The 25,113-nt window shown below is 41.1% G+C and carries 28 protein-coding genes; 2 read left to right on the top strand and 26 right to left on the bottom strand.

The window, feature by feature from the left end; genetic code table 11:
* Positions 1 to 8: 8 nt before the first annotated feature.
* The 5 genes from JDF658_RS06280 to queD are packed head-to-tail and all read right to left on the bottom strand — an operon-like array spanning position 9 to position 2,466.
* Entirely contained in the window at positions 9 to 188 is a 180-nt protein-coding gene (locus JDF658_RS06280) for a YpmA family protein (RefSeq protein ID WP_078664392.1), read from the bottom strand.
* A 21-nt stretch (positions 189 to 209) separates the two neighbouring features.
* On the bottom strand, positions 210 to 770 hold the full coding sequence (gene folE, locus JDF658_RS06275; protein WP_078664391.1) for a GTP cyclohydrolase I FolE: 561 nt from the start codon (positions 768 to 770) through the stop codon (positions 210 to 212).
* A gap of 13 nt (positions 771 to 783) precedes the next feature.
* The gene (locus JDF658_RS06270; RefSeq protein ID WP_078664390.1) at positions 784 to 1,518 is read right to left on the bottom strand and encodes a 7-carboxy-7-deazaguanine synthase QueE; all 735 of its coding nucleotides are present in this window, start codon (positions 1,516 to 1,518) and stop codon (positions 784 to 786) included.
* Positions 1,518 to 2,075 carry a DUF366 family protein gene (locus tag JDF658_RS06265; protein WP_078664389.1) on the bottom strand — a complete coding sequence of 186 codons (558 nt, stop codon included), beginning with the start codon at positions 2,073 to 2,075 and terminating at the stop codon, positions 1,518 to 1,520. The genes JDF658_RS06270 and JDF658_RS06265 overlap by 1 nt, the downstream gene beginning before the upstream one ends.
* Complete coding sequence (queD, locus tag JDF658_RS06260; protein ID WP_078664388.1) at positions 2,056 to 2,466, bottom strand: 6-carboxytetrahydropterin synthase QueD; 411 nt, start codon at positions 2,464 to 2,466, stop codon at positions 2,056 to 2,058. The genes JDF658_RS06265 and queD overlap by 20 nt, the downstream gene beginning before the upstream one ends.
* 145 nt (positions 2,467 to 2,611) lie before the next feature.
* Here queD and JDF658_RS06255 point away from each other — a divergent pair, with 145 nt between their 5' ends.
* Complete coding sequence (locus JDF658_RS06255) at positions 2,612 to 3,529, top strand: DUF2225 domain-containing protein (protein ID WP_078664387.1); 918 nt, start codon at positions 2,612 to 2,614, stop codon at positions 3,527 to 3,529.
* Here the strand turns inward: JDF658_RS06255 and JDF658_RS06250 are convergent.
* The 5 genes from JDF658_RS06250 to JDF658_RS06230 are packed head-to-tail and all read right to left on the bottom strand — an operon-like array spanning position 3,526 to position 7,465.
* Complete coding sequence (locus tag JDF658_RS06250; RefSeq protein WP_143311767.1) at positions 3,526 to 4,788, bottom strand: HEAT repeat domain-containing protein; 1,263 nt, start codon at positions 4,786 to 4,788, stop codon at positions 3,526 to 3,528. The two genes, JDF658_RS06255 and JDF658_RS06250, sit on opposite strands and share 4 nt — an antisense overlap.
* The gene (locus JDF658_RS06245) at positions 4,742 to 5,320 is read right to left on the bottom strand and encodes a 2-oxoacid:acceptor oxidoreductase family protein (RefSeq protein WP_079906853.1); all 579 of its coding nucleotides are present in this window, start codon (positions 5,318 to 5,320) and stop codon (positions 4,742 to 4,744) included. Before JDF658_RS06245 ends, JDF658_RS06250 begins: the two co-directional genes overlap by 47 nt.
* Before the next feature lies 1 nt (position 5,321).
* Positions 5,322 to 6,140, bottom strand: a complete 819-nt coding sequence (locus JDF658_RS06240; protein ID WP_079906851.1) for a 2-oxoacid:ferredoxin oxidoreductase subunit beta — start codon at positions 6,138 to 6,140, stop codon at positions 5,322 to 5,324.
* On the bottom strand, positions 6,134 to 7,270 hold the full coding sequence (locus JDF658_RS06235) for a 2-oxoacid:acceptor oxidoreductase subunit alpha (protein ID WP_078664383.1): 1,137 nt from the start codon (positions 7,268 to 7,270) through the stop codon (positions 6,134 to 6,136). Before JDF658_RS06235 ends, JDF658_RS06240 begins: the two co-directional genes overlap by 7 nt.
* Before the next feature lie 3 nt (positions 7,271 to 7,273).
* The gene (locus tag JDF658_RS06230) at positions 7,274 to 7,465 is read right to left on the bottom strand and encodes a ferredoxin family protein (RefSeq protein WP_242946622.1); all 192 of its coding nucleotides are present in this window, start codon (positions 7,463 to 7,465) and stop codon (positions 7,274 to 7,276) included.
* Between the two features lie 708 nt (positions 7,466 to 8,173).
* On the opposite strand from JDF658_RS06230, the gene JDF658_RS06225 reads away from it, so the two are divergent.
* The gene (locus tag JDF658_RS06225) at positions 8,174 to 9,547 is read left to right on the top strand and encodes an RsmF rRNA methyltransferase first C-terminal domain-containing protein (protein ID WP_079906848.1); all 1,374 of its coding nucleotides are present in this window, start codon (positions 8,174 to 8,176) and stop codon (positions 9,545 to 9,547) included.
* A gap of 27 nt (positions 9,548 to 9,574) precedes the next feature.
* On the opposite strand, the gene JDF658_RS06220 is transcribed toward JDF658_RS06225, so the two are convergent.
* The 16 genes from JDF658_RS06220 to JDF658_RS06145 all read right to left on the bottom strand — a co-directional run bounded on the left by JDF658_RS06220 (position 9,575) and on the right by JDF658_RS06145 (position 25,046).
* On the bottom strand, positions 9,575 to 11,104 hold the full coding sequence (locus tag JDF658_RS06220) for a cation acetate symporter (protein ID WP_107753386.1): 1,530 nt from the start codon (positions 11,102 to 11,104) through the stop codon (positions 9,575 to 9,577).
* On the bottom strand, positions 11,101 to 11,469 hold the full coding sequence (locus JDF658_RS06215) for a DUF485 domain-containing protein (RefSeq protein ID WP_200803449.1): 369 nt from the start codon (positions 11,467 to 11,469) through the stop codon (positions 11,101 to 11,103). The genes JDF658_RS06220 and JDF658_RS06215 overlap by 4 nt, the downstream gene beginning before the upstream one ends.
* A gap of 491 nt (positions 11,470 to 11,960) precedes the next feature.
* Positions 11,961 to 12,146: a hypothetical protein gene (locus tag JDF658_RS06210; protein ID WP_078664380.1), complete on the bottom strand. Its 186-nt coding sequence runs from the start codon at positions 12,144 to 12,146 to the stop codon at positions 11,961 to 11,963.
* 129 nt (positions 12,147 to 12,275) lie between these two features.
* A complete protein-coding gene (ccsA, locus tag JDF658_RS06205; RefSeq protein WP_079906847.1) occupies positions 12,276 to 13,058 on the bottom strand; it encodes a cytochrome c biogenesis protein CcsA in 783 nt (260 codons plus the stop codon).
* Between the two features lies 1 nt (position 13,059).
* On the bottom strand, positions 13,060 to 13,968 hold the full coding sequence (locus JDF658_RS06200; RefSeq protein ID WP_079906845.1) for a hypothetical protein: 909 nt from the start codon (positions 13,966 to 13,968) through the stop codon (positions 13,060 to 13,062).
* Between the two features lie 15 nt (positions 13,969 to 13,983).
* Positions 13,984 to 15,447, bottom strand: coding sequence for a cytochrome c3 family protein (locus JDF658_RS06195; protein ID WP_079906844.1), 1,464 nt, complete (start codon positions 15,445 to 15,447; stop codon positions 13,984 to 13,986).
* Complete coding sequence (locus tag JDF658_RS06190) at positions 15,444 to 16,364, bottom strand: hypothetical protein (protein ID WP_143311962.1); 921 nt, start codon at positions 16,362 to 16,364, stop codon at positions 15,444 to 15,446. Before JDF658_RS06190 ends, JDF658_RS06195 begins: the two co-directional genes overlap by 4 nt.
* A gap of 56 nt (positions 16,365 to 16,420) precedes the next feature.
* Entirely contained in the window at positions 16,421 to 18,295 is a 1,875-nt protein-coding gene (locus tag JDF658_RS06185; protein WP_078664375.1) for a cytochrome c3 family protein, read from the bottom strand.
* An 88-nt stretch (positions 18,296 to 18,383) separates the two neighbouring features.
* A complete protein-coding gene (locus JDF658_RS06180; protein WP_079906841.1) occupies positions 18,384 to 19,322 on the bottom strand; it encodes a hypothetical protein in 939 nt (312 codons plus the stop codon).
* Between the two features lie 11 nt (positions 19,323 to 19,333).
* Positions 19,334 to 19,981 carry a lipopolysaccharide assembly protein LapB gene (locus JDF658_RS06175; RefSeq protein WP_079906840.1) on the bottom strand — a complete coding sequence of 216 codons (648 nt, stop codon included), beginning with the start codon at positions 19,979 to 19,981 and terminating at the stop codon, positions 19,334 to 19,336.
* A 5-nt stretch (positions 19,982 to 19,986) separates the two neighbouring features.
* A complete protein-coding gene (locus JDF658_RS06170; protein WP_079906838.1) occupies positions 19,987 to 20,967 on the bottom strand; it encodes a cytochrome c3 family protein in 981 nt (326 codons plus the stop codon).
* A 75-nt stretch (positions 20,968 to 21,042) separates the two neighbouring features.
* Positions 21,043 to 22,107, bottom strand: a complete 1,065-nt coding sequence (locus tag JDF658_RS06165; RefSeq protein ID WP_079906837.1) for a hypothetical protein — start codon at positions 22,105 to 22,107, stop codon at positions 21,043 to 21,045.
* A 9-nt stretch (positions 22,108 to 22,116) separates the two neighbouring features.
* Positions 22,117 to 23,550 carry a c-type cytochrome gene (locus JDF658_RS06160; protein ID WP_159446578.1) on the bottom strand — a complete coding sequence of 478 codons (1,434 nt, stop codon included), beginning with the start codon at positions 23,548 to 23,550 and terminating at the stop codon, positions 22,117 to 22,119.
* Between the two features lie 97 nt (positions 23,551 to 23,647).
* Complete coding sequence (locus tag JDF658_RS06155; RefSeq protein ID WP_078664369.1) at positions 23,648 to 24,298, bottom strand: cytochrome b N-terminal domain-containing protein; 651 nt, start codon at positions 24,296 to 24,298, stop codon at positions 23,648 to 23,650.
* An 8-nt stretch (positions 24,299 to 24,306) separates the two neighbouring features.
* On the bottom strand, positions 24,307 to 24,837 hold the full coding sequence (locus JDF658_RS06150; RefSeq protein ID WP_159446577.1) for a ubiquinol-cytochrome c reductase iron-sulfur subunit: 531 nt from the start codon (positions 24,835 to 24,837) through the stop codon (positions 24,307 to 24,309).
* An 11-nt stretch (positions 24,838 to 24,848) separates the two neighbouring features.
* Positions 24,849 to 25,046, bottom strand: coding sequence for a hypothetical protein (locus tag JDF658_RS06145; RefSeq protein WP_078664367.1), 198 nt, complete (start codon positions 25,044 to 25,046; stop codon positions 24,849 to 24,851).
* Positions 25,047 to 25,113: the final 67 nt, after the last annotated feature.

Here is a 25,113-nt window from a genome sequence, read left to right as displayed (position 1 = left end):
TCTCTCCTTTATACCTCATAGATAGACAAGGTCATAGTTTTTTCTTCTTTATTTAATGTTAGACCAAACATCACCTTTTTGTGTTTAAGGTTTTTATTAAGAAAATCAACTATATAGATCATTTCAGGATTAGCAGGTACTGTCTTAGTTGCCAGTAAAATGAGTTTATCCTTTTCCATTTCACTCATTTTCTCTTCTCCTTACTTTTGTTAATTGCTGTTAATCAGACTAAATGCTTCCGCACGGGTAGCATTATTAGTTTTAAAAATTCCTCTTACAGCTGAAGTGGTTGTATATGAGCCAGGTTTTTTAACTCCCCGCATGGTCATGCACATATGCTCTGCTTCCACAACTACCAGGACGCCCCGGGGCTGAAGGCATTCCATAATAGCATCTGCGATTTGACTGGTCAAACGTTCCTGAAGCTGAGGACGTTTAGCATACCCTTCGACAACCCTGGCTAATTTCGACAGTCCAGTTATTTTCCCTTTAGCTGGTATATAGGCTACATGAGCTTTGCCAAAGAAAGGCAAAAAATGATGTTCGCACATGGAATAAAATGGTATATCCTTGACTAAAACCATTTCATCATGGTCTTCAGTAAATAAAACCTGCAAATGTTCCCTGGGGTCATTTTCCAGTCCATGAAAAATCTCTTCGTACATGCGAGCTACTCTCTTGGGGGTATCCCTTAATCCTTCTCTTTCTGGATCCTCCCCTATTGCCTCCAAGATCATTCGCATAGCTGTTTCAATTTTTCTGATATCCATACTTCCACCCTTTCTATAATACCCCCAGAATCTTGTGAGTCTGAGGAATTATTCTTACCTCCCGATAAAATGGCTTTAAAATTTCTTGCCATTCTATCCATCGATTGGCCGGCGGTAATTCTGAACCAGTTTGGGGTTGTAATACTATATCAATTGCTATGGTACGTTCAGGCCCTAGCTGGGCAACTTGACCGATTTCTCGCCTGTCCGTCCTGCTATTAACTACTACTTTAATAAAACAGGATTTATTCATCGCTAATTCTAAAAATTTTTGGTGCTCTTCCCAGGGGGTCGGAGCTCCAGTAGCTGATTCCAGTTTAATATCCATAGCAATAATGTCAATGTAATCTAGAACTTGTTTAAGGTTATGTACCAGTGTACCATTAGTTTCTAAATAGATTTTCCACCCCATTTGTTTTATTTTAGGTAAAAATTCTTGCAGAAAATCCGAGTGTAATAGGGGTTCACCACCCGTCAAACTCAAAGAATGATGTTTATCCGGATTAAATTTTTTTATTTGTTCTAGTAACTGTTCTACAGTAACTGGATTTGTTAATATGTTCCAACAACCCGTACCTGGAGGGAATTCAACTTTCCAGGTTTCTTGCGCATGCAAGGAATAACGGGTATCACAATATGCACAAGCAAGGTTACAACCGGCAAAACGAAGAAATAACTGGCGTAAGCCTACGACAGTACCCTCCCCTTGAAAGGATGACATCATTTCGATCAGAAAAGCTGCTTGCATTAATTAACTCCCCTTACTTTACAGCGGGCCAGCTTAATCGATTCAACTTCATTTGCCAGAGCGATCATTACCTGCTCTGCAAATTCTTCAGTATTTTCAATCCCTAATTCTCTCAGGCCGACAGTAGCGACTGGAGTTCCTTCTGTTTCTAGATTCAATCCAGTATGAATCAGGCATGATACCGGACTTAGAGTAGCTATTGACACCGAAAGTTTCTTATTTTCTAAATACAAGTCATCTCCTTTACGTTTTATTCCTTTCACGCCGTAATACTCCAGTTGTTCTTTAATAATAGCAATGAATAAGCGTTGAATAATTACCATTTTCTCCAGATCTAGATGAAAAATTTCAATAATAAAATGTAACATCCTGGGGCTATATATCCAGTCCTGAGCCAAAACGTCTTCTAAATCCACCATTTCAGATAATTCAACACGACAGGGACCGATAAAAGCTACGATACTATCGCCTTGAACTCTAAAATTGCGATATGCAAACAGCGATGAGAGCTGTTCTCCATTATATGTAAGCTCATGTTTAACCAGATATGTTTTCATTTTTACCCCTCCGATAAATAGCCCATGCTGTAGGGGATTCCCAAACTTTAACCCATCCTAATGCAATTTTTTTATCGGGCCATTCCTTTTTTATAACCTGATTTATTTGATGATACAAATAGAAAGCTAGGTTCTCTGCGGTAGGATTAAGCTCTCCTTCCCGAAACTCTGGTAAATCATTTATTAATTGATGATCAAGTTTTTTCAAATAACTGCGAACAATCTGTTTCAGTTTGCTGAAATCTATTAGCATCCCCAGGTCATCCAGTTCTTCGCCATAAATACCTACTTCTACAAACCAGGTATGACCATGTAATCTTGCGCAATCCCCGGGATAATTTCTAATGAGATGGGCCGCTGCAAAACTTTCCTTAATTGCTACTTCAAACACTTTTTTTCCTCCTTGTCCTGAGCGCCAACTTTACCACCCCTATATAGTATAACTACATTTACCCCTCCTTTTGCAAGTAAAAAATAAAACTTTGGAGGAAAATATCGTTTAATGTAGAATTTTTTCTTTGTAAAGGAGGCTTACTATGAGTAACCAAATATTCAGCGTAAAAAAAACTTGCCCGATATGTCATACAGTAGTTGAAGTTTATCGGGTAAAAAGCAGCAGTTATAGCCTTATTGGAAGAGACTCTGACTTTTGTCCCCAGTATAGTGGTATTAATCCCCTTCTTTATCAAGTAGCTGTTTGTCCCCAATGCCATTATGCTGCTCCCAGCAAAACTTTTGGAACCGATCACCCTTCCGAGGAAAAGGAAAGACTAAAAACTTTACTGCCTATATTAAAAGCTAAGGACCCTGAATTTAAGTTTGAGCCGAACTGGACATATGCTGCTATGGCTTTTGAGTTATTAATTCGCACTATGCAAATATGCAAAAAACCGCCCCATAAATTGGCTCCGCTATTTCTAAGAACAGCCTGGTGTTATCGTTTTTTGGGAAATCAAGAGAAAGAAATATTTTTTCTGGAACTAGCCTGTAAGCATTATGAAGAAAACTATTTAAATAGTTATACTCAGAATGAAATGTCGGAAGTAAGACAGCTCTATTTAATCGGTGAGTTAAAACGCAGACTGGGTAAATTTGATGAAGCCATTTTCTGGTTTAGTAAAGTTGTTTCCCATCCCCAAATTAAAAACGAACCTGAGGTAGAACGACTTGCGCGAGAGCAATGGTATATTACTAAAGAACAAAAACAGGAAAAAGATAACAAGAACTCGGCCCAACAACAAGCAAACGGCAATATTATGCCAAAAGAAATTAATTTAAACATAAAATTATATGAAAATCAGTACATTTGGCTAAAGTCATTTTTGCAAGAAATACCTTTACCTCCCCATCAAGCTATATCTGAATTTCTTAGTTTCTTGATCACTAGACTTCAAAAATCAGAAAATCTCAAGGACATCTATGATGAATTCAAAAACACCCTCTCCAGTTTTTAACTGGAAGAGGGTGTATTAATAATATGAATTGCACGTTTGATTGTTCTTTTTAACTCTGGAGAAACGTTAGGATCGTCAAGCATCTTCTGGAAGCTTTTAAGGGCCGGGGTGAATTTCAATTCAGCCAGAGTATATACTACTTTCTCCTGCACAATATAACTGCCGTTCTTTAACAGAGCGCTAAGGGCAAAGCCGCAACTTCGATCACCTATCATAGCCAGGGTTTCACAAATTGCCAGAATGATGGAAGCATCATCAGCTTGCAGTGCAGTGATTAAAAATGGTAATGCCTTTTGTTTGCCTAAATGTCCAATTGCATCAATTAGATAAATTTTTATCTCTTTGTCTGCCCTCGCATACCAGCTTTCCAGCAAAGGTAACCATCCTTGCCGATTACGATCTACAATTAAATCTAGTAAATACTTTATTTGTTCAGGATATAATCTGGCTAGAACCCCCATAGCTGAGTTGATGCCATGAGTTGGTCCACCTAATAACATACGGTCTTCGACTGTATTTATTATATCTTCTACAATCCAGGGGGTTATTATTTTACTCCCGGTTTTGTTCAGTTCTACTTGGCCATCTGCTTTTAGGTTTAACCAATTAGATGGAATCAAGTCAAGATCATATGAATCTTCTAGACTGTTTAGCAAACCTATACGGCATTTTTCCAGTTGTATAAGCTGGCTAAGATAAAAGTCCCAATCAGAATTGATGCCAACTAACCACAACTCTGTTCTAAATTGCCAGGTTAGCTGAAAGTCTTTATTGTCCTGCCATAATCTAATAAAATCGAGGATTTGTGGTTGCCACCTGGTGAGGAAATTGTACTGTTGCCGCCAGGCCATTTTAAATTTTGCCCAGATTTCCTCTGGCAAAGGAAAAGTTTCTGTCAAATAATGCATCGGCTGATCAAGCGCAATAGGAGATAACAAAAGAAACAAGAGGTCCTTTTCTTCGCCCTGTTCTGTCTGCCAGGGTGATATTTCAACCAATATTTCCTCAGCCATCCCCTGGCCTAGAACATTGGGGAAACCATGCTGGATCACAAACTTATCCTTTAGTAGCTCCTGGGCTAATACTGTATGCCACCAGGGCTCAAGCCGATGCAAAAACCAGAGGATATCTGGTAGCATGGTTTGCTCCAAATAGCCAACAGCTAACGGGCTTCTTGGTCCCCCCCAGCGATGGAAGCAGACATCCCGTACACTATTGGCTATTCTGTTCCAGTCTGGTGAAGGTCTGGGATTGCGCATATGCTTGCACTCCCTGTTTATAACCTAAGTTATAGGCATTAAGATTTATATCAAGCAAGTGGCTGGGAATTCTTTGCTGTAAAGCCTCTAAAATCGACGTGGAATCAAGCTCTTTTGTTAAGGCGGCAATCGCGCCTAGGGCTACAATGTTAGTTACAATTTCTTTACCGATATTTTCTTTAGCCAAACGGGTAAATGGAATCTTGAACAGCTGGCAATTAGTATTAACTGTATGGGGGACCAGGTCCTCATCGACTATTATGATTCCTCGCTCTTGGACGGAATTATGATATTTATCATAGGCCTCCTGAGACAAAGCCAATAATAATTCCGGCATTTCAACTTTGGGATAATCAATGGGCTCATCACTTATTTTAACTTCTGCCTTGGACGCTCCACCCCGTGCTTCCGGTCCATAGGACTGGGTCTGAACTACGTTTAGTCCCTGCCGGGTTGCGCCTTCAGCCAGCAAGATAGCTGCCAGAATTATCCCCTGTCCACCAGTACCTGATAAACGAAATTCTTTTAACATACTAGTTGTCCCCCTTTTGCCATCTGGCCTTTTGTGAAGCAATAAGCTCACCAAGTTCAGGCCGCTCCTCCTGATGTAAAATACCGATTAGGAACTTTCCTTCCGGTTTTACCCCCAGGTTTTTGGCTACATCAATATTCAATGCTCTTTCTTTTTGCCATTTCAGCATATCCGCCGGGTTGCCCATTCCATTTCTTTTGCCAAAGGCAACAGGACACTGAGTAATCACTTCTGTAACCGCAAATCCTTTGTGTTTTATTCCCTCGGCAATAAACTTTGCGGTTAACTGAGTATGATATGCTGTTGAACGCGCGACAAAGGTAGCACCAGCTCCTTTAGCCAGTTCAACCGTGTCAAAAGGCTGCTCAAGTTGTCCATAAGGTGCAGTGGTTGCTTTGCTTGTAGCTGGTGTCATAGGGCTTGCCTGCCCACCGGTCATTCCGTAGATCTGGTTATTAAATATTATGACATTCAAATCCAAATTGCGTCGGGCGGCATGGATAAAATGATTGCCGCCAATTGCTAATGCATCACCATCTCCCATTAAAACAAAGACTGATAAATGGGGCTTGGCCAGTTTAATACCGGTGGCAAAGGTTAAGGCCCGGCCATGGGTAGTATGAACAGTATTAAAGTCAAGGTAACCGCTGGCTCGAGCAGAACAGCCAATGCCGGAAACAATCACTACCTCATCCTGATTCAAGCCAGCCCTTTTAATGGCCCTGATAATGCCTGCCATGACCAAGCCATTGCCACACCCAGGGCACCAGATATGGGGTAAACGATCCAGCCGCAAAAATGGCTTCAGTTCAGTTAACATAAAGATCCCACCACCTTTTCCAAAATTTCATTAGGTGTGATCAGCTCCCCATCAATCCGGTGAATGCCCTGTACCTTACAAAGGCCGGCAACAACTCTTCCTATTTCCCTGGTAATCTGGCCCTGGTTCATCTCGACAACAAAAACTCTTTTTTTATTCTTGACAATGTTCCTAAGCGAATTATCCGGTAATGGCCAGAGGGTAATCAAACGCACAAGTCCTACTTTTAAACCATTAGCTCTTAGCTTGCGCATTGTAGCAAACGCGGATCTGGCAGAACAACCATAGCTAACCAGTAGATAATCTGCATCATCAGCATAATAGGTTTCATAAAGCTCAATTTCCTGTCGGTTTAGTTCAACCTTCCGCTGAATTCTTACGAGCTGTTCCTCAATAAGTTTGGGGTTATTCGTAGGAAAACCTTTAACATCATGGACTAAACCCGTTATGTGATAACGATACCCATGCCCAAAAGGTGCCAGCTGAATTCGCCCTTTTTCATCGGCCCGATAGGGCTGATATTCTTGAGGTGAAAGAGCAGGAAGTGCTCGCTCTGCCTTTTGAGCGAAATTTAATTCTTCGGCTATATTTATGCTTTCCCGCATATGTCCAATAACTTCATCCATAAGTAAGATAACTGGCATAGATAGTAGTTCGCTGAGCTCTACCGCCTTTTTAGTCAGGGTATAACATTCTTCTACACTCCAGGGGGTAAGTACAAGGGCTGGATGATCTCCATGAGTGCCCCAGCGTGCCTGTTGTACATCAGCCTGACCAGGGGCCGTCGGGACGCCTGTACTTGGCCCCATGCGCTGCACGTTTACTATTAGACAAGGGACTTCTGCCATATAACCATAGCCAATATTTTCTTGCATCAAGGAAAAGCCTGGGCCGCTGGTCGCAGTCATGGCTTTTACTCCAGCCATACTCGCACCTAATACCGCCCCCATACTGGCAATTTCATCTTCCATCTGGATGTATGTGCCTTGATATTTTGGCAGTTCAGTTGCCATCATTTCTGCAATCTCGGTAGACGGGGTTATCGGGTACCCCGCATAAAATCTAACTCCCGCAGCCAGTGCCCCATAGACACAGGCTTCGTTGCCTTGTACCAGTTTTCTCCCGCTCACCCCTCATTCCTCCTTGAACACTTCAATAGCATAATCAGGGCAATGTTCACTGCACATTTTACAGTTAATGCATTTTTCAGGACTTACAGCCACTGCCTTTCCCAAAAGAGATAGTTCCAGGACCTTTTGTGGGCAAAAAGCTACACAAATACCGCAACCTTTGCACCAGCGACTGTTAATTTCAATTTTAACCACTTTTTCCCCTCCCCGTTCTCTTTCTATACTTAATTATAATGTCTTTATTAGCAGAACAACAAGATAATTTTGTATTTTTTGAAAACTTTTTTTACATACTTTATATTTGACACCTATTTTTTGTATGGCGCATATATTGTCATTACTAGGGCAACAATAGTTAGTGGTGATGTTTATGGCCAAAGTTGTTGCCCTACTCCTGTTCCTGGCAGGAGTTGGCGCCACCCTCTACATTTTATACCGCTCCCTCTTGTCCCTCCTCAAAAACTAAGCCGGAGCCCCAGGCTCCGGCTTTTTTTCTAACTGGAATTTGACTTTTTACTAGCTCTTTGATAACCTTTTTGACGTAGTCTCTGTCTAACTACTTCAGCAGTTAATGGCGACCAGCTACTTCGGGCTTGTCGATCAACCTGACTTTCACAGCGGTCACAAATCGAACGGTCTTTAGGACGTTCTAGAGGTTCTTCACAAATTCTACACCACTGGCTCATAGACCTCATCCTTTCGCTCTCTTCTTACCAACAATATAGCTAGATAATATGGAATTTTCATTATTTTTTTTGCTAAGAGTTTTTTTTACCTGTCCAGATGTCAGTACATTCGTTAGTAAACATATATAACCATTTAGACTGTAGATAATACCGTTTAGCGTGCAATTAGACAGCTAGCCTTAAATTGTCCTGTTTGATAAAAAGGAGCGATACATGAATGAACCAATTCCCTCCTCTCCCTGAAGAGTATACAACCAAAATGCAGTCCTGGCTTGGCAATGAGTTCACCGCTTTTCTTAACTCCTACTCAACAACCGCCCGGAAAGGGTTAAGGGTAAACCTATTAAAGATCCAAACACATACTTTGAAGCAAAAGCTCCACTTTTTAGAAGAACCGGTCCCCTGGTGTAAGGAAGGTTATTATATATCCCGGTCAGCGAAAGCCGGGAATCACCCCTATCACCAGGCAGGCCTGTATTATTTGCAGGAGCCAAGTGCCATGGCCGTTGTAAGTGCTTTAGACCCCCGGCCTGGTGAATGGATCCTGGATTTATGCGCTGCTCCTGGCGGAAAATCTACCCAAATAGCTGCCCGCCTAGGCGGTCAGGGATTGCTATGGTCTAATGAACCATCTGCAACCAGACTAAAAGTGCTGGCAGAAAATATAGAACGACTGGGAGTTGGTAACTGTATAATCAGCAACGAACTGCCTGCCAAACTAGCTCAAAAATTACCTCAGGTTTTTGATAAAATTGTTGTTGATGCTCCTTGTTCAGGGGAAGGAATGTTCCGCAAAAATCCTAGTTTGCGAGCTCAGTGGACCTGGCGCGGGGTGGAATTCTGTGCTGAACGCCAGAAAGAAATACTCTCTGCCGCTGTGACAATGCTCAAACCAGGAGGTACCCTGGTTTACTCAACTTGCACCTTTAACCCTTTTGAAAATGAAGGGGTAATTGACTGGCTTTTGACTCATTTTCCCGAATTAAGTCTAATTTCCCATCCAGATCCCTTACCTGTTTTTGATGGCGGACATCCCGAATGGCTTCTCTTAAATAATCGCGAGCTGGAAAAATGCACTAGATTGTGGCCTCATAAACTGGAAGGCGAAGGACATTTCATTGCTCTTTTGAGAAAAACAGAAACGGGTATCTCTTCAAAGATCCAACGAGCTAATGTTAATATAACAAATTCAGCTTTGAAAACGTGGCAAGCATTCGCAAAAGATTTTTTGGATAGCTGCCCAGAAGGATTTTATTTTGAAAGAAACCAGCATCTTTTCTGGCTCCCCTTACAGCCCCCTGATTTTAATGGGCTTAAAATTTTGCGTCCTGGACTGCTTTTAGGAGCATTCAAGAAAAATCGGTTTGAGCCTGCTCATAGTGCCGCTCTAGCCTGGCCGTTAATTAAAACAATTAATAATGTTGAATTTGGACCTGATGATCAACAATTATTCCAATACTTTGCTGGCCATCCTCTACCTGCTTCAGGCAATAAAGGCTGGCTAACTATAACAGTAAATGGTTTTCCAGTAGGCTGGGGTAAAGATGATGGACATTTAATTAAAAATCATTATCCAAAGGGATTAAGATGAAGCCCCGGCATTTTGCCGGGGCTTCTTTTACACTTCTGCACCAATACCGGTATTGGCCCGTACGTAGAGTTCTTCGAATTTCTCTTCGGCTTCCGGTTCACGATAGAACAAGCTGCCCAGATAGGCACCCAGGAATCCTAACGGAACAGAAACAATAGCCGGATTCTTCAGTGGAAAGATTGCAGTCTTTGGATCCATCACATTGGGGCCTAGCAGGAGGAAAATGATACAGGAAGCCAGGCCAACCAGGATACCGGTTACAGCACCACCAGTATTGAACTTCTTCCAGAATACCGAGAAGACAATAACCGGCACATTGGCAGAGGATGCAACTGCGAAGGCCAGAGCTACCAGATGGGCGACGTTTTGGCCTTTAGCTAGAAGCCCCAAAATTATTGCTACAATACCAACAGCTACAGTTGTTCTCTTCGCGACTTTAACCTGAGTAGCTTCATCCACATTGCCACCCTTAATTACATTAGTGTAAAAATCATAGGCAAAGGCACTGGATGCAGCCAGAGTCAAACCGGCAACTACTGCTAAGATTGTAGCGAAAGCAACCGCAGAAACGAAAGCTAAACCAGCTTCACCACCAATTGTATTAGGTCCACCGAATAGATATTGGGCCAGCATTGGAGCTGCCATATTACCGCCTTTTTCAGCAGCTTTGACCGCATCTGCTCCAACAAAGTATGCTGCTCCGAATCCAAGGAAAGTTGTCATAATGTAGAATGAACCGATTAAAATCATTGCCCAAACAACGGATTTCCGGGCCTCTTTTGCAGTAGGTACAGTATAGAAGCGCATGAGAATATGAGGCATTCCGGCAGTACCTAAAACTAGCGCTAATCCTAATGAGATTAATTCAATGGGATTCTTATATAATTTCCCTGGCTCCAGGAATGATTGGCCGTACTTCTGGCTTAAACCGCCAAAAAAGTCCACGAAATTGAAGTTAAATTTTACTAAAACCGCAAAGCTTAAAACAATTGCACAAGCCATTAATAATCCCGCTTTTATGATTTGTACCCAGGTGGTTGCCAGCATACCACCGAAGGCAACATATAAGATCATCATTATACCGATTATAATAATGGAGGTTTCATAGGATAAGCCGATTAGCATTTTAATTAAGCTACCTGCACCCACCATTTGGGCTAATAGATAAAAGGTGGAGATAACTAGAGTAGAAAGGGCTGCTGCAGTCCGCACCGGCTTGGGTTTTAAGCGGTAAGCCAGCATATCGGCCATGGTATATTTACCGCTATTTCGTAAGGGTTCGGCTACGACCAGTAGAACAGTAATATATGCTACCAGCCAACCTACAGAATACATAAAACCATCATAGCCATTTAAAGCAATGAGTCCAGCAATCCCCAGAAATGAAGCGGCACTCATATAGTCACCGGCTATAGCAAAACCGTTCTGAATACCACTTAAGCTGCGGCCAGCAGCATAGAATTCGGCAGTAGTTTTAGTACGTCGTGCTGCCCAGTAAGTAATAATCAGGGTAGCAAGAACAACAAGAGCAAATAGACCAAAAGTAATAATCTTCATCTACCCTTCCCCCCCTGTTGTTGCTTAATTTTTTCTGCCAGCGGATCAAAGGTATTATTAGATACTGAGCTATAAAGTCCGGCAATTATCCAGGCTACGAAAAACTGGGAAAGTGCAAATAAATAGCCAAAATTAATAGCACCAACAATCTTTGTTTTCATTAAGCCAGGGGCATAACCAGCTAAAATAGGAAGTGCAAAGTAATAAACAAAAGAAAATATGATGGTAGGAATCAAAAATTTTCCTTTGGCGTTAATAAGAGTTTTAAAATCAGGACTATCAGCGATTTTTTTCCATTCAGCCTGGGAACGTTTTGGATGTTCAATTACGTTCTGACCCATTCCAACCTCAGTATTAATGCTCATACTGCCACTCCTTTCTTAAATTAATTGAGGTTAGTTATTGTCTGCTACGGGCTCCTGGCCTCAAATTACCTCCTTTCCAAATACTGAATTGTTTAGTCATATTATAAGCCAGCCCCTAAAATTCGACGAGAAAAATCCCGGGAAAAAACAGAGATAGTCACTAAACTGCTCAAAAACATGAATATTTGTTAACTAAAACATTTGGCTACATTTAAGTTTTGCACTGAATTGCTATTCATATAAAACTTTTTGCCTTTCGCTCTACCATTTAGGGTAAAAAAAAGACCTATCCTATGTCTGGATAGATCTTAACATTCTCTTATATTGAGCAGGATTAACAGATTTAAAAAAAACTCTTCTCCCGCATATTTTACAAACTGGGCGTACCTGATTTGTGATTGGATCGCGTCGTTTAATGATTTTGGATTCATCATAATGTTCATATCCGCATTTGCATACTATGGACATTTGCTGATGTAACCTCCTTGGCATTAAAATGCAGGAATTAAGGTCAGCAAAAAGAGCAACCCTCCCAGACTACTCATAACCGCTCCAAAAGCTTTATAACCAAAGGAAGTTTTTCCACTTAATCCAAAGAAAAAATATATACCTGCAGCAAACATAACTCCGCTAATAACTGTTCCATACATATGGGCCATTAAAGTTGACCAATCCATGCTATTTCCCCCTTTTATTTCTCTTATTTCAATTATAGTGACAATTCTGGCAGTTCTACCATCCTCTGATTGTGCCAAAAAAAGACTACCCCGGAGGGTAATCTTTTTGCTCCAGATGAACTAAATATTCTATATGCTGAGATTTTCGTGAACAGAAGGATATAGAAATTTAAGGCAGAAAAATGCCAGGATTACGAATAAGAAACTGATAATAGCCAACCAGGCTGATTTTTTGCCACGCCAGTTTTGCGTTCTCCATAAATGTAAGTACAATCCGTACACAAGCCAGGAGATCAAAGCCCAGGTCTCGATGGGATCCCAGCCCCAGAAACGCCCCCAGGCTTTATATGCCCAAACTGCTCCTGAAGCAATCATTACAGCAAGGTTAAAGAATCCTATACCTGCAAGCCGATATTGCCATTTCTCGAAAATCTCTTTTCTTTCACGCAGATATAGAGCAGCAGCTACAGCCGAAAGCAAACAGGAACCATAGGACAGTTTAGCAAAGAGCACATGTATGATCAGCCAGTAAGTAGCATATGAAGGTGGAAGTTCTGTTTGCTGGGGGGTTTGGAAGACAGCATAAGCTATAACTACCATAGCCAAAGGATATACGATAAGGGCGCCGTTTTTTAGTTCAGGTAACTTATAGCTTAAAATACCGAAAAACAATAAGGCTACCCACATGTCAGAAATTAATACTTCATAAAAATTATGATAGGGGCCATGATTAACCTCTATCCAGCGTAGAATTAACGCTATAGTATGAAAAACAAAGCCGATTATACCTGAATAATTACTAAACCTAAGCAGAATGGGTTTATACCAGTAGCTGTGAACAACCCAAAAAACAAAGGCGACACCATAGAAACTAACGCTTGTCCATAAATTTATTACTTGAAGTTTAAACATGTTATCCCTTCTTCCAAAGCAGTGGTAGATAATGATAGGCGCTACCAATAATCAGCAAGAGAGTTCCTGGCCAGATTATACTATTGCCTGGCTGGTATTTAACAGAAAACGCCAGCCAGTATGAGGTTTCAAGCCATTTAATTTGTTGTCCATTAATGAATACTGTTTGTCCTTGACTTAAAACTTTCTCTTTTGTTTCTTTTCCTTGTTGATAGATTAAAATCAATTTTTGCTCTTTCAGCTGGCCTTTTAGGTCTAAATCACCAGTTTTTAAATTTCCTTCGTACACTTCCTGGTTATTTAATTTTTTAGTTTGTAGACTCCAGTGAATCAGTTCATCCGTTAACTCTAATACAGGAGCATAGCCTCTTTCCAAAGGCCAGAAATAAAGGCCGTTTGACTGAAATGAATTTACATAATCAAAAGGTATCTGAGCTATGGCGTTGTTTTTCCTGTTTACTACCAGTAAATTTCCATACTTAACTTTAGGTTTACCCTGATCCATTTCTACTTTTATATCTTGGAGCGTGATTTCTAAATCCCCTTCCCACGGGGAAGCAAATTTGCCCTCCCGATAATTTAATAAATTGCTTTTATCAACAATCCTGGTTTGTCCAATCCCCAGTTGTAAAATACCTTCTTTTCCCCAGAGAAAATTGATACCATTTCCCAAAAGGACTAATACTAGTCCAATATGAAAGAGCGCTAAGCCAATTTTGTTTTTACGATAATTAACCAATTGTTTAAGGGTACAGGCTGTAAGATTGAAAAAAAACAATATCCCTAAAATAAAAAACCAAATAGAATCCAGCAGCTTCTTTTCAGGTTTAAGCATAGCGATAATCAAGAAAATACAATAAACTAATATGATTAAATTAGCTAATCGGATACTGGATAATACTCTTAACATACTAATTACTCTCCATTAATTTGAATGTGCACTGCAAAGATTAGTATCATTAACCCGGCAGTTATTTGCACTATAGTTACCACTACTTTCTTGATAGTAAGTAATTTTGGCAATACTACTTTTGTAGGGATTGGATTCCAAACTGGTGTTCAGAATCAGGTGTTTATTGCTATTAAGACCGTGTACTACCGCAGAATGACAATACTGGCAGCGAATGCTGTTTAATTTGTCCGTGTGATAAGCATGCAGATTGCCTCTATTACTATTATAAAATCCTGTGAGATTTGAATCTCTGTAAGGATCTCTTTGGGCATAAGCGTTATAATTATGACAGCGAAAACATAAATGCTGGCTGTTTCCAGTTCCTGTATTATTATCATAAACTCCTTTTAAAATCTTAACATTTGTAGAGCCATGAGGTCCTCTGGCTGCACCTGAAACCGGAGAGCCATGACAATCAGTACAGAAGATCCTGGTACTTGCGGAATAGCCGGAAACAAAAATTCCCTTTGTGTTGGGACTATCTGCTTCTACTGGATGAAAAGCCTTATTATTAGGATTAAATTCCCTGGCAATATCCCGTAAAGTTAAAGCAGCATGGGTTGGGTTGGCTGGATCCCAGGTTGAGTGACAGCGATAACATAGTTCGTATTGATACGAAATACTTATTTTATAATTCCAGTCCCCTTCTGCGACCTGACTCCAGGCTGGCCGCGCAGGTGGTGCAACTCCGCGGCTATAAGACAAAGCACCTGAAGCAGCTGGCGCAAGGGGACGGTTATCATTAACATTATGAGGGTTATGGCAATCAACACATCTCAGTTTATCAGAATTACCAGCCAAAGATATGCCTGCCACCGGGTGAAAGGAAATGGTGCCAGCTGCAAAAAGTGATTTAATATTATAATTGCTGGCAGATCCATCATGACAAGTAAAGCAAAGAGTTGAAGTAGAACTGTTACGCACCAGTCGATACTCCAGTGCCTGGTGCAGTTGGTGACATATTCCACATTTTGCAGTACTGGTAGAATAATTGCGATGAGGCACAAAATAATCCGAAGTTCCTGTCGCAAAAGACCATTGAAAATTTCCTGGAAGTGGATTATTATTGCTATCTTTAATCCCAGAAACTCCGCCAATAACAAAAACAGTATAGACTTGATTAGTATTCAATTTTGTTGATGCAGGATTTAATGTCAGGGTAGCCACCCTGGTATTACTATCATAAGTGACAGTTGTATTTAGTAAATTATTATTACTATCCTTGAGATAAAAAGTACTTGTATTAATTGTAGCAGCATTCATAGGCCGGTCAAAGGTAATAGTAATAGGGGATTTAACGGTATCAATGCCTGCCCCTTGATCTCCTGCCAGGGGCCTGTAATTTATAATTAATGGATAGTCAGGGGCTGCCATAACCGGAGTTATGGGTAAAAATGAGAAAAAAAACATAAAGATAATCTGAAAAAATTTTTTCATTTTCTATCGACCTCAATCCTCTGTACTATCCGGTTATTTTCTTTGTCTGCAATTAGTACTTCGTTACCGAAAACCCTTACGCTATTTGGGATATATAAGAACTGGCCAGTTGACAGCTCATTAATTTGTTCAACAATTTTATATTCCTTATTTAAGATTAAAACAGAATGATTAAAAATGTCGACGGCCCAAAGCAATTCGCGGCGCTCATCCCATGCCAGACCGCGTATTTGCTTGCCTCTTAAGGTGGGGATATCCCCTAGCCAACTGCCATTTATATCGAAAATATCTACTTCCTGGTTGCCAAAATCGCTGACATAAATTCGTTTGTTCCCTTGATCATAAGCGATACCGTAAGGATAATAGACCTGGCCTTTTTCATGGCCCGGCTTAGCGATTTTCTGAATGATATTACCCAGGTTATCCAAAACAATTACCTGATGGTAAAAAACATCAGCCACAAATAATCGCTCTTGGTTGTCTCCTGTAATAAAAACAGGTTTAACAATAGCCCCATTTGTTGATAAAAATAGACGATTGATCAAATTTCCATTTTTATCTAATATCAGTATTTGATTACTGTTTAAATCACAAACATAAAGATGGTTGTTTTGCCACCAAATACTCCCAGGGGCGAAATTTCCCTCTAAGTTTATAACTTTTACTATTGTGCCGTTATTATTGACGGCACTAAGCCGCTGGTTTGTACTTTCAGCAATCCAGTATAAATCGTTACCTGTCTTAGCTACATCCAATGGTTGATTAAGCATTCTATTATTACCAGATGGCCAAAAATGATAAATCGTTTTTCTTGCAGGACTAGAATAAGATAATGAATAACCGTGAGAGAAATAATATGCTCCAATTCCTAGAAAAAAAACAACAGCAAATAAGAAACAACTAATTTTTCTGGCCATTTTCCCACCCCAGAAGAAGGTCGAGCGGGGAATCATGCTAGATTCCCCGCGCCTAATTATTTAGTGAAAGTTACAATATTATTCGTATCTGCCGGGTTTACCTCATTAAAGTTCAGGTCTTTAATATTGGTAGCACCAATCGCTTGCAGTTCGACTTTAATCTGGTTACCAGGAGTAAGACTAGAGCCGAGAGTTAACAGTACAGTACGTCCATCGGGCTGCAGAGTAGCAGATGTTACAGAAATATTCTGGCTAGCTGTCATGTCTGTCACCTTGTAATGTCCAGTGTTTTCAACACTACCAGCAACACCAGTCGGATCGGTTTTATCCCTCCACATGTACTGGTCGAAGCGGATTAGAATGGTATTAGCAGTGGGTGAAACAGCTTTACCAGGTAGCAACGAACCAGTCTGACCATATTCTTTTGAACCATCTTGAGCAGGATCTAAAACCTGCACCAGTACCGGTTTTACTGTACTCTTTGTTCTGTTGTGACAGTTCTGGCAGACTCCCCTGTTATCCATCCTCAGGTTTTTGGGAGATTCATAGCCATTAACTGTATTTAGATTAGTATTACTATTAAGCTGGATCTGGTCATAAGTCTTTATTCCAGTTACCTGCACAAAGGTCCCATGGGCGTAATGACAGGTCAAACATATAACAGTATTGGCAGCTCCGGTGCTAGTACCATCATTTCCGATGCTGGCCAGCGGTAAAACCAATTTACTGGAATTATAACCAAAAGTACCATCATTTGTGTTAATGTCATTTAAACCTGAATTGGGTCCCATTTTCATCTTGTGGCGATAATAATTGGGCATATAATATCCACTTTTCTGTGAAGCATTGCTGGAAAGATAGTCATAGTGGCACGCGCCGCAGAAAGTAGCAATTTCTTCGTTGTATTCTGTTTTTTCATCACTAAAAGGGTTATTTACCTTAATTACTACTTTAGTTCCAGAAGTAGATGTATCACGCCAGATGGGGTTCCCACTGGTATCTGCTGTTTGTATTCTGGTTACCAGCAGACGGCTGTTAGAAGTTCCGTGGGGCTGATGACAACTTGAACAACGCAATTCCACGTGACCGTTTGTTTCCTGGTAACCTCCAGGGGCATTAAACTTTACATAAGAAATTGAGCCATCGGTATTTATAGTTGCTTGTTCATTTACTCGGTGTTTAGCCGATACTTTTACTACAGTAGCTACTTGTGCCGGCCCCTCAACCACCAGCATGCGTTCAAAACCACCACCATTAGTAGCATAGCGATAGCCATTGTTGGTATCCCAGATCATACCATCTTTAACATCATAGGTACTTTGCCCATTAAAACTATGGCAATAAGTACAAACTCCATAAATTGGGTTTTGAGCTGCAGCTGTATCAAACCTGATTAATCTTATACTTTTAGCTTGGTGTAATTGATGGCAGCGTCCACAACCATTGGTATTGGTGGTATAACGACCGTGAGGCCCACTGGTGACCGGTAAATTGTTATTAAAATTAGGATCCATCACCCCTTGGAAATTATCAGGATCTCCCGGATCGTGTTCATAAGTAGTAGCAGGAGTATTGGGATTGGCATTGGTCAAACCAACAGTATCAATTTCTACTACAGTAGCACCACTATTATGACTGTACTGTAACTTGTAACCATTACTTGCTCCGGCTATGGTTATAGTAGTTCCAGCTATACCAGCTACTCGCACCCGTTCTTCCTTGCCAATTACGCCTTGGTCAAGGACCAGTACATCGCCAACATCAATATTAGTGGTACTGGTAACAGTGATCGTAGTTCCTCCAGCACTGGCCGCGCTGCTAAGGGTAGTACTGGCCAATGGTGGAGTTGTTGGTAAAGCGTAAGCTGCTTGAGCGCTGAATAAAAGCAGAGATCCAATTAATGATATTTGGGTCAACCAGCGCCCTTTCAATATAGGTCCTCCTCTCTTTTTTAAAATAGACATTTAACCCATCACCCCTTTATTTTTATATTGTAAGGCATCTGCCTTACAGGCTCATTTAATACTTAAATACACTTACCCGCTTATTGGCATATTCTGTTACATAGACTTTACGTCCTGAGTAGGCGATTCCACTGGGCAAGCCTAAAGTATCACCATTAGCGGTCTCGTTAAAATTAAATCTAAATTTTCCATTTTTATCAAAAACATAAACTCTGTTTTCCAGACCGGAGACGACATAGATATTACCCTGTTCGTCCTGGGTGATGCCTCTTGGGGTCAATATTTCTCCTTTATTGCTTTCATTCTCACCAAGAATTTTGATAAATTTCCCTTTGTTATCAAAAATCTGCACTCTATTATTGTTACTATCAGCCACAATAAATTCTCCCCGCTCATTAATTACAAAGCCGTGGGGTTTATTTAAGAAGCCTTTTTCTGTACCTTTGCCGCCAAAAGCTAATTTCAGGTTACCTTGATGATCAAAAACATATATACCGCTGCGAACCAAATCGCTGATTACTATTCTATTGTCATCTACATATATCGTCGCAGGCACATTAATTCGATTCTCCTCCTTGGGAAGCCAGTACCCCTTGAAATCTCCCTGGACAGTAAAGATTGCGATTCTTGCCAGTCCTCCGTCAGCCACATAAAGCTTTCCAGCGTGAATTGCCAGACCATAAGGATTTCTAAGCTTTTTGTCTTTTTCTCCAATAATCCTCAATAACTTACCATTCTGATCAAAGACCAACACTCTACCTGCGTCCGAGTCAGAGACAAAAACCTCATTGTCATAAACTGTTATACCTAAAGGTTGTTCTAAAGAATACTTTTTGTCCCCATACATAGACAAAACATATTTGGGAGGTTCACTTATATCGCCTACAGGTATGGTTTCCAGGGGGTCTGTTTTTTGCCAGTAAAAATAGGCAAAGACCAGCAATAAAATTATTAGACTTGCCAGCGATAATTGCTTAAATTTTTTCTTGTCCATAATAGTGCCCCCTATTTTTTGGCCTTCAACTTTTCCAGGGCTTCCTTAGCTGGTTGAAAATCAGGCACATATCGCAAAGCCAGCTCATATTGCTGGATTGCTTCTTTTATTTTGCCTTTACCCTCTAACGCTTGACCTATCAAATAGATATAGTCTACTGTGCCTGGGTTAGCCTTTAGCACAAAATGAAAATGCTTTAAAGCATCATCATACTTTTTAGTCTGCAGGTAGTATTCGCCCAGTGTAAGTCTGGCTTCTGTAAAGGCTGGCCTTTCCTTGATAAGTTCTTCGAGTAATTTAACCGCTTTTTGATCTTGATTTTTTTGCAGATAAATCAAGGCCATATTATATTTAGCTGCAACGTTCTTCTTATCAATTTTTAAAGCATTCTGGTATTCTTCCAGGGCCCGATCATAATTACCGGCCTGTGCAAAGGCCCAGCCCAGTTCAACCCGTAATAGCGCGTTTTGCGGATATTTTTTTACATTTTCCATGGCAACTGCGAGATCATATTCGGTTTTGGACTGGAATTCTGGTTTGTTCCAGAACAGAAATTTACCAATAGAATAGAATACTAACAGACCGGTTATTATGAGAATGGTCAAATAGATGATTGCGCGGTTTAGCGGAATAATGTTTTCTTGAGGCTGTAAGTCCATATTTTTCACCTCATCGGCTCCATTTTATTGCGATGACATCCAAAACACAGGTAATTTCCAGGTCGTCGCCACATCCTGGGATTACCAGTACCATGGGGATGATGGCAACTTAAACAAGTGACGCTACCTCCTTCAGCGCGATCTGGAAACTTCTCGCCATAAGGATGCATTTTTTTATACCAGCCGATTTGCCTTTCATTATCGTGACAATTCAAGCACAGGTATGGGATGGGCTTTCTTAACATTCGCATATTATCCGAAGCATGGGGATGATGACACTCAATGCAGCGTCCATCCCGAAAAGGAGGATGTTTAACAAGTGCGTATTGGCCCGGCAATGTAGCAAAGTGACAGGTGTTACAGAGCTCGTTTACTGGAGCTCTGAGGTTTTTGGGATAAGGTGAGCTGTGAGGATAATGACAACCGAGACACTGGTTAGTTGCAAACGGCGGATGCTGAACTTTGTATTTACCATATCTAATCCCCATATTATGACAGGTATTGCACAATAACTGCGGTACCAGGCGCAGATTATATTGATTTGGAGAACCATGGGGATCATGACAATCCGCACATTTGCCCAGCTCAAAAGGTCTGTGTTGATATTGATTTTGTTTATCCCAGATCCGATTATGGCAGGTAAAACATAATTCATTTAAAGGTAAAGTGTACTGAGCACTGGCTCCAGGATGGCCAGTTAAAACATGACAAACTCCGCATTGACCCATTACTGCCGGAAGATGAGTGTTTTTTTCCTGCAGTTTTTGCACAAGCGTATCGTGGCAGTCCAGGCACACCTTAAACTCTCGTGGAATGCGATTAATTAAGTTTTTTTTGCTTTCTACTTCCGCATATTTATTTGGTGACACCAGTCCCAATAAGCTTTCGAGGAAAAATTCTTTCAGGTCAAGCTGATAAATATTAACAAATATTCCCACAATTATCAGCCCGATCAGAACAACTATTAGCAGTTCTTTTACGGCCATTAACCTCTAGTCCTTTCCTTTCGGAAGGGAGGAGGGGGAAGGGATTTATTCCCCTCCCGTCTACCTGCCGATCTTTCAGTTAATTTGATGAATGTTATAGGCCCTATGACATTTAGCACAATGGTTACTTGCATGACAATTAAAACATTTACCTTCCACGATCCCAATTGACTTAACTACATTTGGATGAAGTTTTCGCCAGTTGGTTGGGTGATTGGTAATATTCCCCTGTATCCCATCCCTTGGTTTGTGGCACTTGAAACAATAAATTCTCTGGGTAATTCGTTCCGACGGATCAGGTTTATTTTCATTATGACAAACCAGACAGGCTGCCCGGTTAGGTATTGCCTGTTGCTTATGCACAATTGGCCAAATTTCGGTATGGCTGGGTGGTTTATTTATGTGACATCCTGAACAGAAAGCATTGCTACGAGCGAACTCAGCAGGTTTGTTATTATTGCCCATATTTACAGCTCTGTCTTTGGTATAAGCATGGCACATCTCGCAGACCCCCACGTCTTTCTGAGCCATCAAGCCATGCTCCCCTTTCCAGACCCATTTATTTCTATCTTGATGGGACTGGGGTTTTAAATCCTGTAGATGACACCATGAGCAGTTAGTAGGTACTCCTCTTTCGAGGTGACACTTGATACAAGTTGGCATTGCAGGGCCTTTAAAAGTGACAACTCCTGCACCGCGAGATGGTCTTTGTCCATGAACAACTCCAATATGACATTGCACACACTGAATACCTTTAGCCAGGTGCTCCTTATGTGGCACCTTAATAGGTATTCGTGGTGTAACCTGACGGTTTTCAATTGCGTGACACTCAAGGCAAATTTCTTTATCAACTGGAATTTTACCCTGCACACTATCCGGTATGATGTTTGTTTTGGGAATCAAACTGATACCAATGCCTGTCTCGCGGTGGCACTGTTCACACTTGAAGCGGGTATGATTACCCTTCTGCATTGCTTGAGCCACTGATAACCCCTCGTGGCAGCTGCTGCAGAGTTTTGGCGCTACCAATTTTTGCAATTCATAGGTGGTAGCGAAGGATAATACCAGCGTAATCACCAGAATCAGAATAAAATGTTTCCAATGCTCATGGCTCCAGGCTTTTATTTCCTTCCACAGCATCTGCTCCACCTACTTCAAACTGGCAAGATAAGAAGCCACTGCATTGATCTCTTCTTTAGAGAGGGGTACTGTGGGCATCTGTGTATTGGGATTAACAGCCTTGGGATTTGTGAGGAATTTAACAATATAATCCTTGTCACGATAGCTGCCGACTTTGGATAAATCGGGTGCAAAACTTCCTCCATCCCCTTTGATTTTGTGGCAAGACTTACAGCTATTAGCTTCGATGGTCTTTATGGCAAACTCAAAAGTTTTTTCCTGACTCAATGGTTGCGCATTGCCACTTGGGATATTGTTTGATGGCTGCGCAATATCAGTTTTATTTGTTCCTTTCAGACTCATTAAATAGGTAACGATATTGTTGAGATCTTCTTCAGCAAGCGGCAACTTGGGCATTGGCGTACCAGGTTTAACAGCTGATGGATTATTCAGGAATTCCTTGAGCTTGTTTTCGTCATAATTAGCTACTACCTTGGCCAAATCCGGACCTGCTGTGCCACCTTTGCCATTGACAGCATGACAACCAATACAGTTGGTTTCAACAGCTGATTTACCTTTGTCAGCATTGCCTCCACCACCATTATTAGGGGAGCCGGACGTTTCAACTGCCGCTCCAGAACTGCTACCTGCATCAGCTCCCTGTAAACTGGCCAGAAAATCAGCTAATTGCTTAATTTCATCGTCAGTCAATTGTTGTTTAGGCATACCCGAGCCTACCGAAGCAGGATCTTTAAGGAACTTAGCTATTTCTTCACTGCCTTTATATTTCTTGGGACCTTTACTTAAATCAGGGGCAAAATCAGCACCCTGTCCCTCAAATTTATGACAGGATGTACACTTTGCCAGCAACACATCTTTACCGGGGTTGCCTTCTCCGGCAGCAGCCTTAACCTGGTTCGGCTCCAAGGCCGAAAAAACTACTACGGTTGAGATTGCTATAATACTTAATACTGCCAGTACAGAAGCGGTAATAGCTTTAGCTGCCGAATCTTTGACTGGTGAATTTTTGCTTACCAGCATCCAGGTAACAATGTAGTTAATAAAGATAATGGCGATAATAACACCATATTTCCATTTTTCAAAGAAGGTTATGGTATGCTGGGTATTTTTACTTCCATCATCCATCCCCAGTATAGTCAGAACTATAATTCCTACCATTGTTACTATTGCCGATGAAGTAGCCAGTGGCCGTTTTTTAGGATGACGGGCCGGATTCTTGTCCAGGAAAGGCAGGAATAATAACAAACCAATGAAAGCAGCCGGGAAAAGAACGGCAGCAACAACTTCCATACTACCCGGGAAATACTTCAAAAATTGAAAGAGAAAAAGGAAATACCACTCTGGACGAGGGATGTAAGACGTATCTGTGGGGTCAGCTACAGATTCATTGGGCAAATCAATGGTTACAGCCAGAAACATTACAATAATTATCGTTAATAACATAACCACGGCTTCTTTGAGGATATGGCCAGGAAAAAAGGGCTCCCCTTTCCCGTGTTGTTTTAGATCAGCCATTCTTCTGCCTCCTTAAACTGGAATCTTATAGGGGACCGGAAATCCCTTGTTTTCTAATCATAAAGAAATGAGCCCCCAGTAATGCAAAGAGAACCCCGGGCAAGAACCAGATATGCAGTGAATAAAAGCGTGTCAGAGTTACCGCTCCCAGGTCATTGCCGCCTCTCAGCGCCTTCAGAACAAATTCGCCAATAACTGGAACTGAACCAGCCATTTTAGTTCCAACCACAGTAGCCCAGTAAGCTTTCTGGTCCCAGGGCAACAGGTAACCTGTAAACCCAAAAGTTAGGACGATGAGCAGTAACCCAACACCCACCATCCAGTTCAGTTCCCGCGGCTTTTTGTAAGCCCCGTGGAAATAAACTCGCAAGAGATGTACAACTACCATTATGACAACTCCAGAACTACCAATACGATGCATTCCTCGAATTAGCCGGCCGAAAGCCACTTCCTTACTTATATACTCAACACTAGCATAGGCGTGGTCAGGAGATGGTACATAATACATAGTCAGGAAAATACCGGTGATCACCTGCAACATAATTAAAACAAAGGTTATTCCTCCAAAACAGTATAAAAAGTTCACGTGTGGAGGAACAGGATGATCCAGTATTTCCTTGATTTGATCTTTGATTTGTAGCCTTTCGTCTATCCAGTTATATATTCTTTCTGTCATCACCTGTTTTAAGCCTCCTCAGCCTGGATTAGCTTCCCAATTAGCAATTTACCATCAGCAATTTTAGTTTCATAGCGATCTAATGGGCGTGGGGGAGGTCCCGCAACTATTTCACCATCCATACTGAATACTGCCCCATGGCAAGGACACTTGAATTGTTTGCTGGCTGCGTCCCAGTTGTATCCGCATCCCAGGTGGGTACAGTTAGGCGAAAATACAGTTATATTATTTTCATCTTTTTTTACTACCCACACCGAGCGTTTTTGTTTGGTTTCTACCCAGCCATCCTTCTTTGTGAATTCGAAATCCACTTTAATTGGTTCCCCTGTCTTGAAATTTGCGATACTCCCTATCTCGATAAATTCCACTTTCTCTTTCTTCATCGCCGGAGCTAATGCATATCCAGCTAATGGGGTGGCCAGACTCAAAGCAATTGCTGACCCTGTTAAACCGAGCATGGTTATTAAAAACTTACGGCGACTGATTTCGTCCATTTCGTCACTTACTTCAGCATGAAAAATTTCCTTTTGTTCTTCCATTACAATCCTCCTCATTTCAGTGTATGGTATTGCAATAAATTAATAAGAGCTATTGCTCCAGCAAAGATAGCACCATTAGCAACACCATAGCCAATAGCCAGAAATAAATATTTCTTCATTGATCCGGCTTCAGGTTCCTTACGTCCAACTAAAATCCAGCTAATCAGGATAGATATGGCTAACATTAATATCAACAATAATGTCTCCATTCACCCACTCCTTCCCTTTGATGGTACGTAATATTCTGAATTTTTATGTCTCTAAAAAAATTTTAAC

The sequence above is a fragment of the Carboxydocella sp. JDF658 genome (assembly GCF_002049395.1).
In the GTDB taxonomy this organism is placed as follows: Bacteria; Bacillota.
Note: the sequence above shows the minus strand (reverse complement) of the source record. Positions and strands in the feature narration are given on the sequence as shown.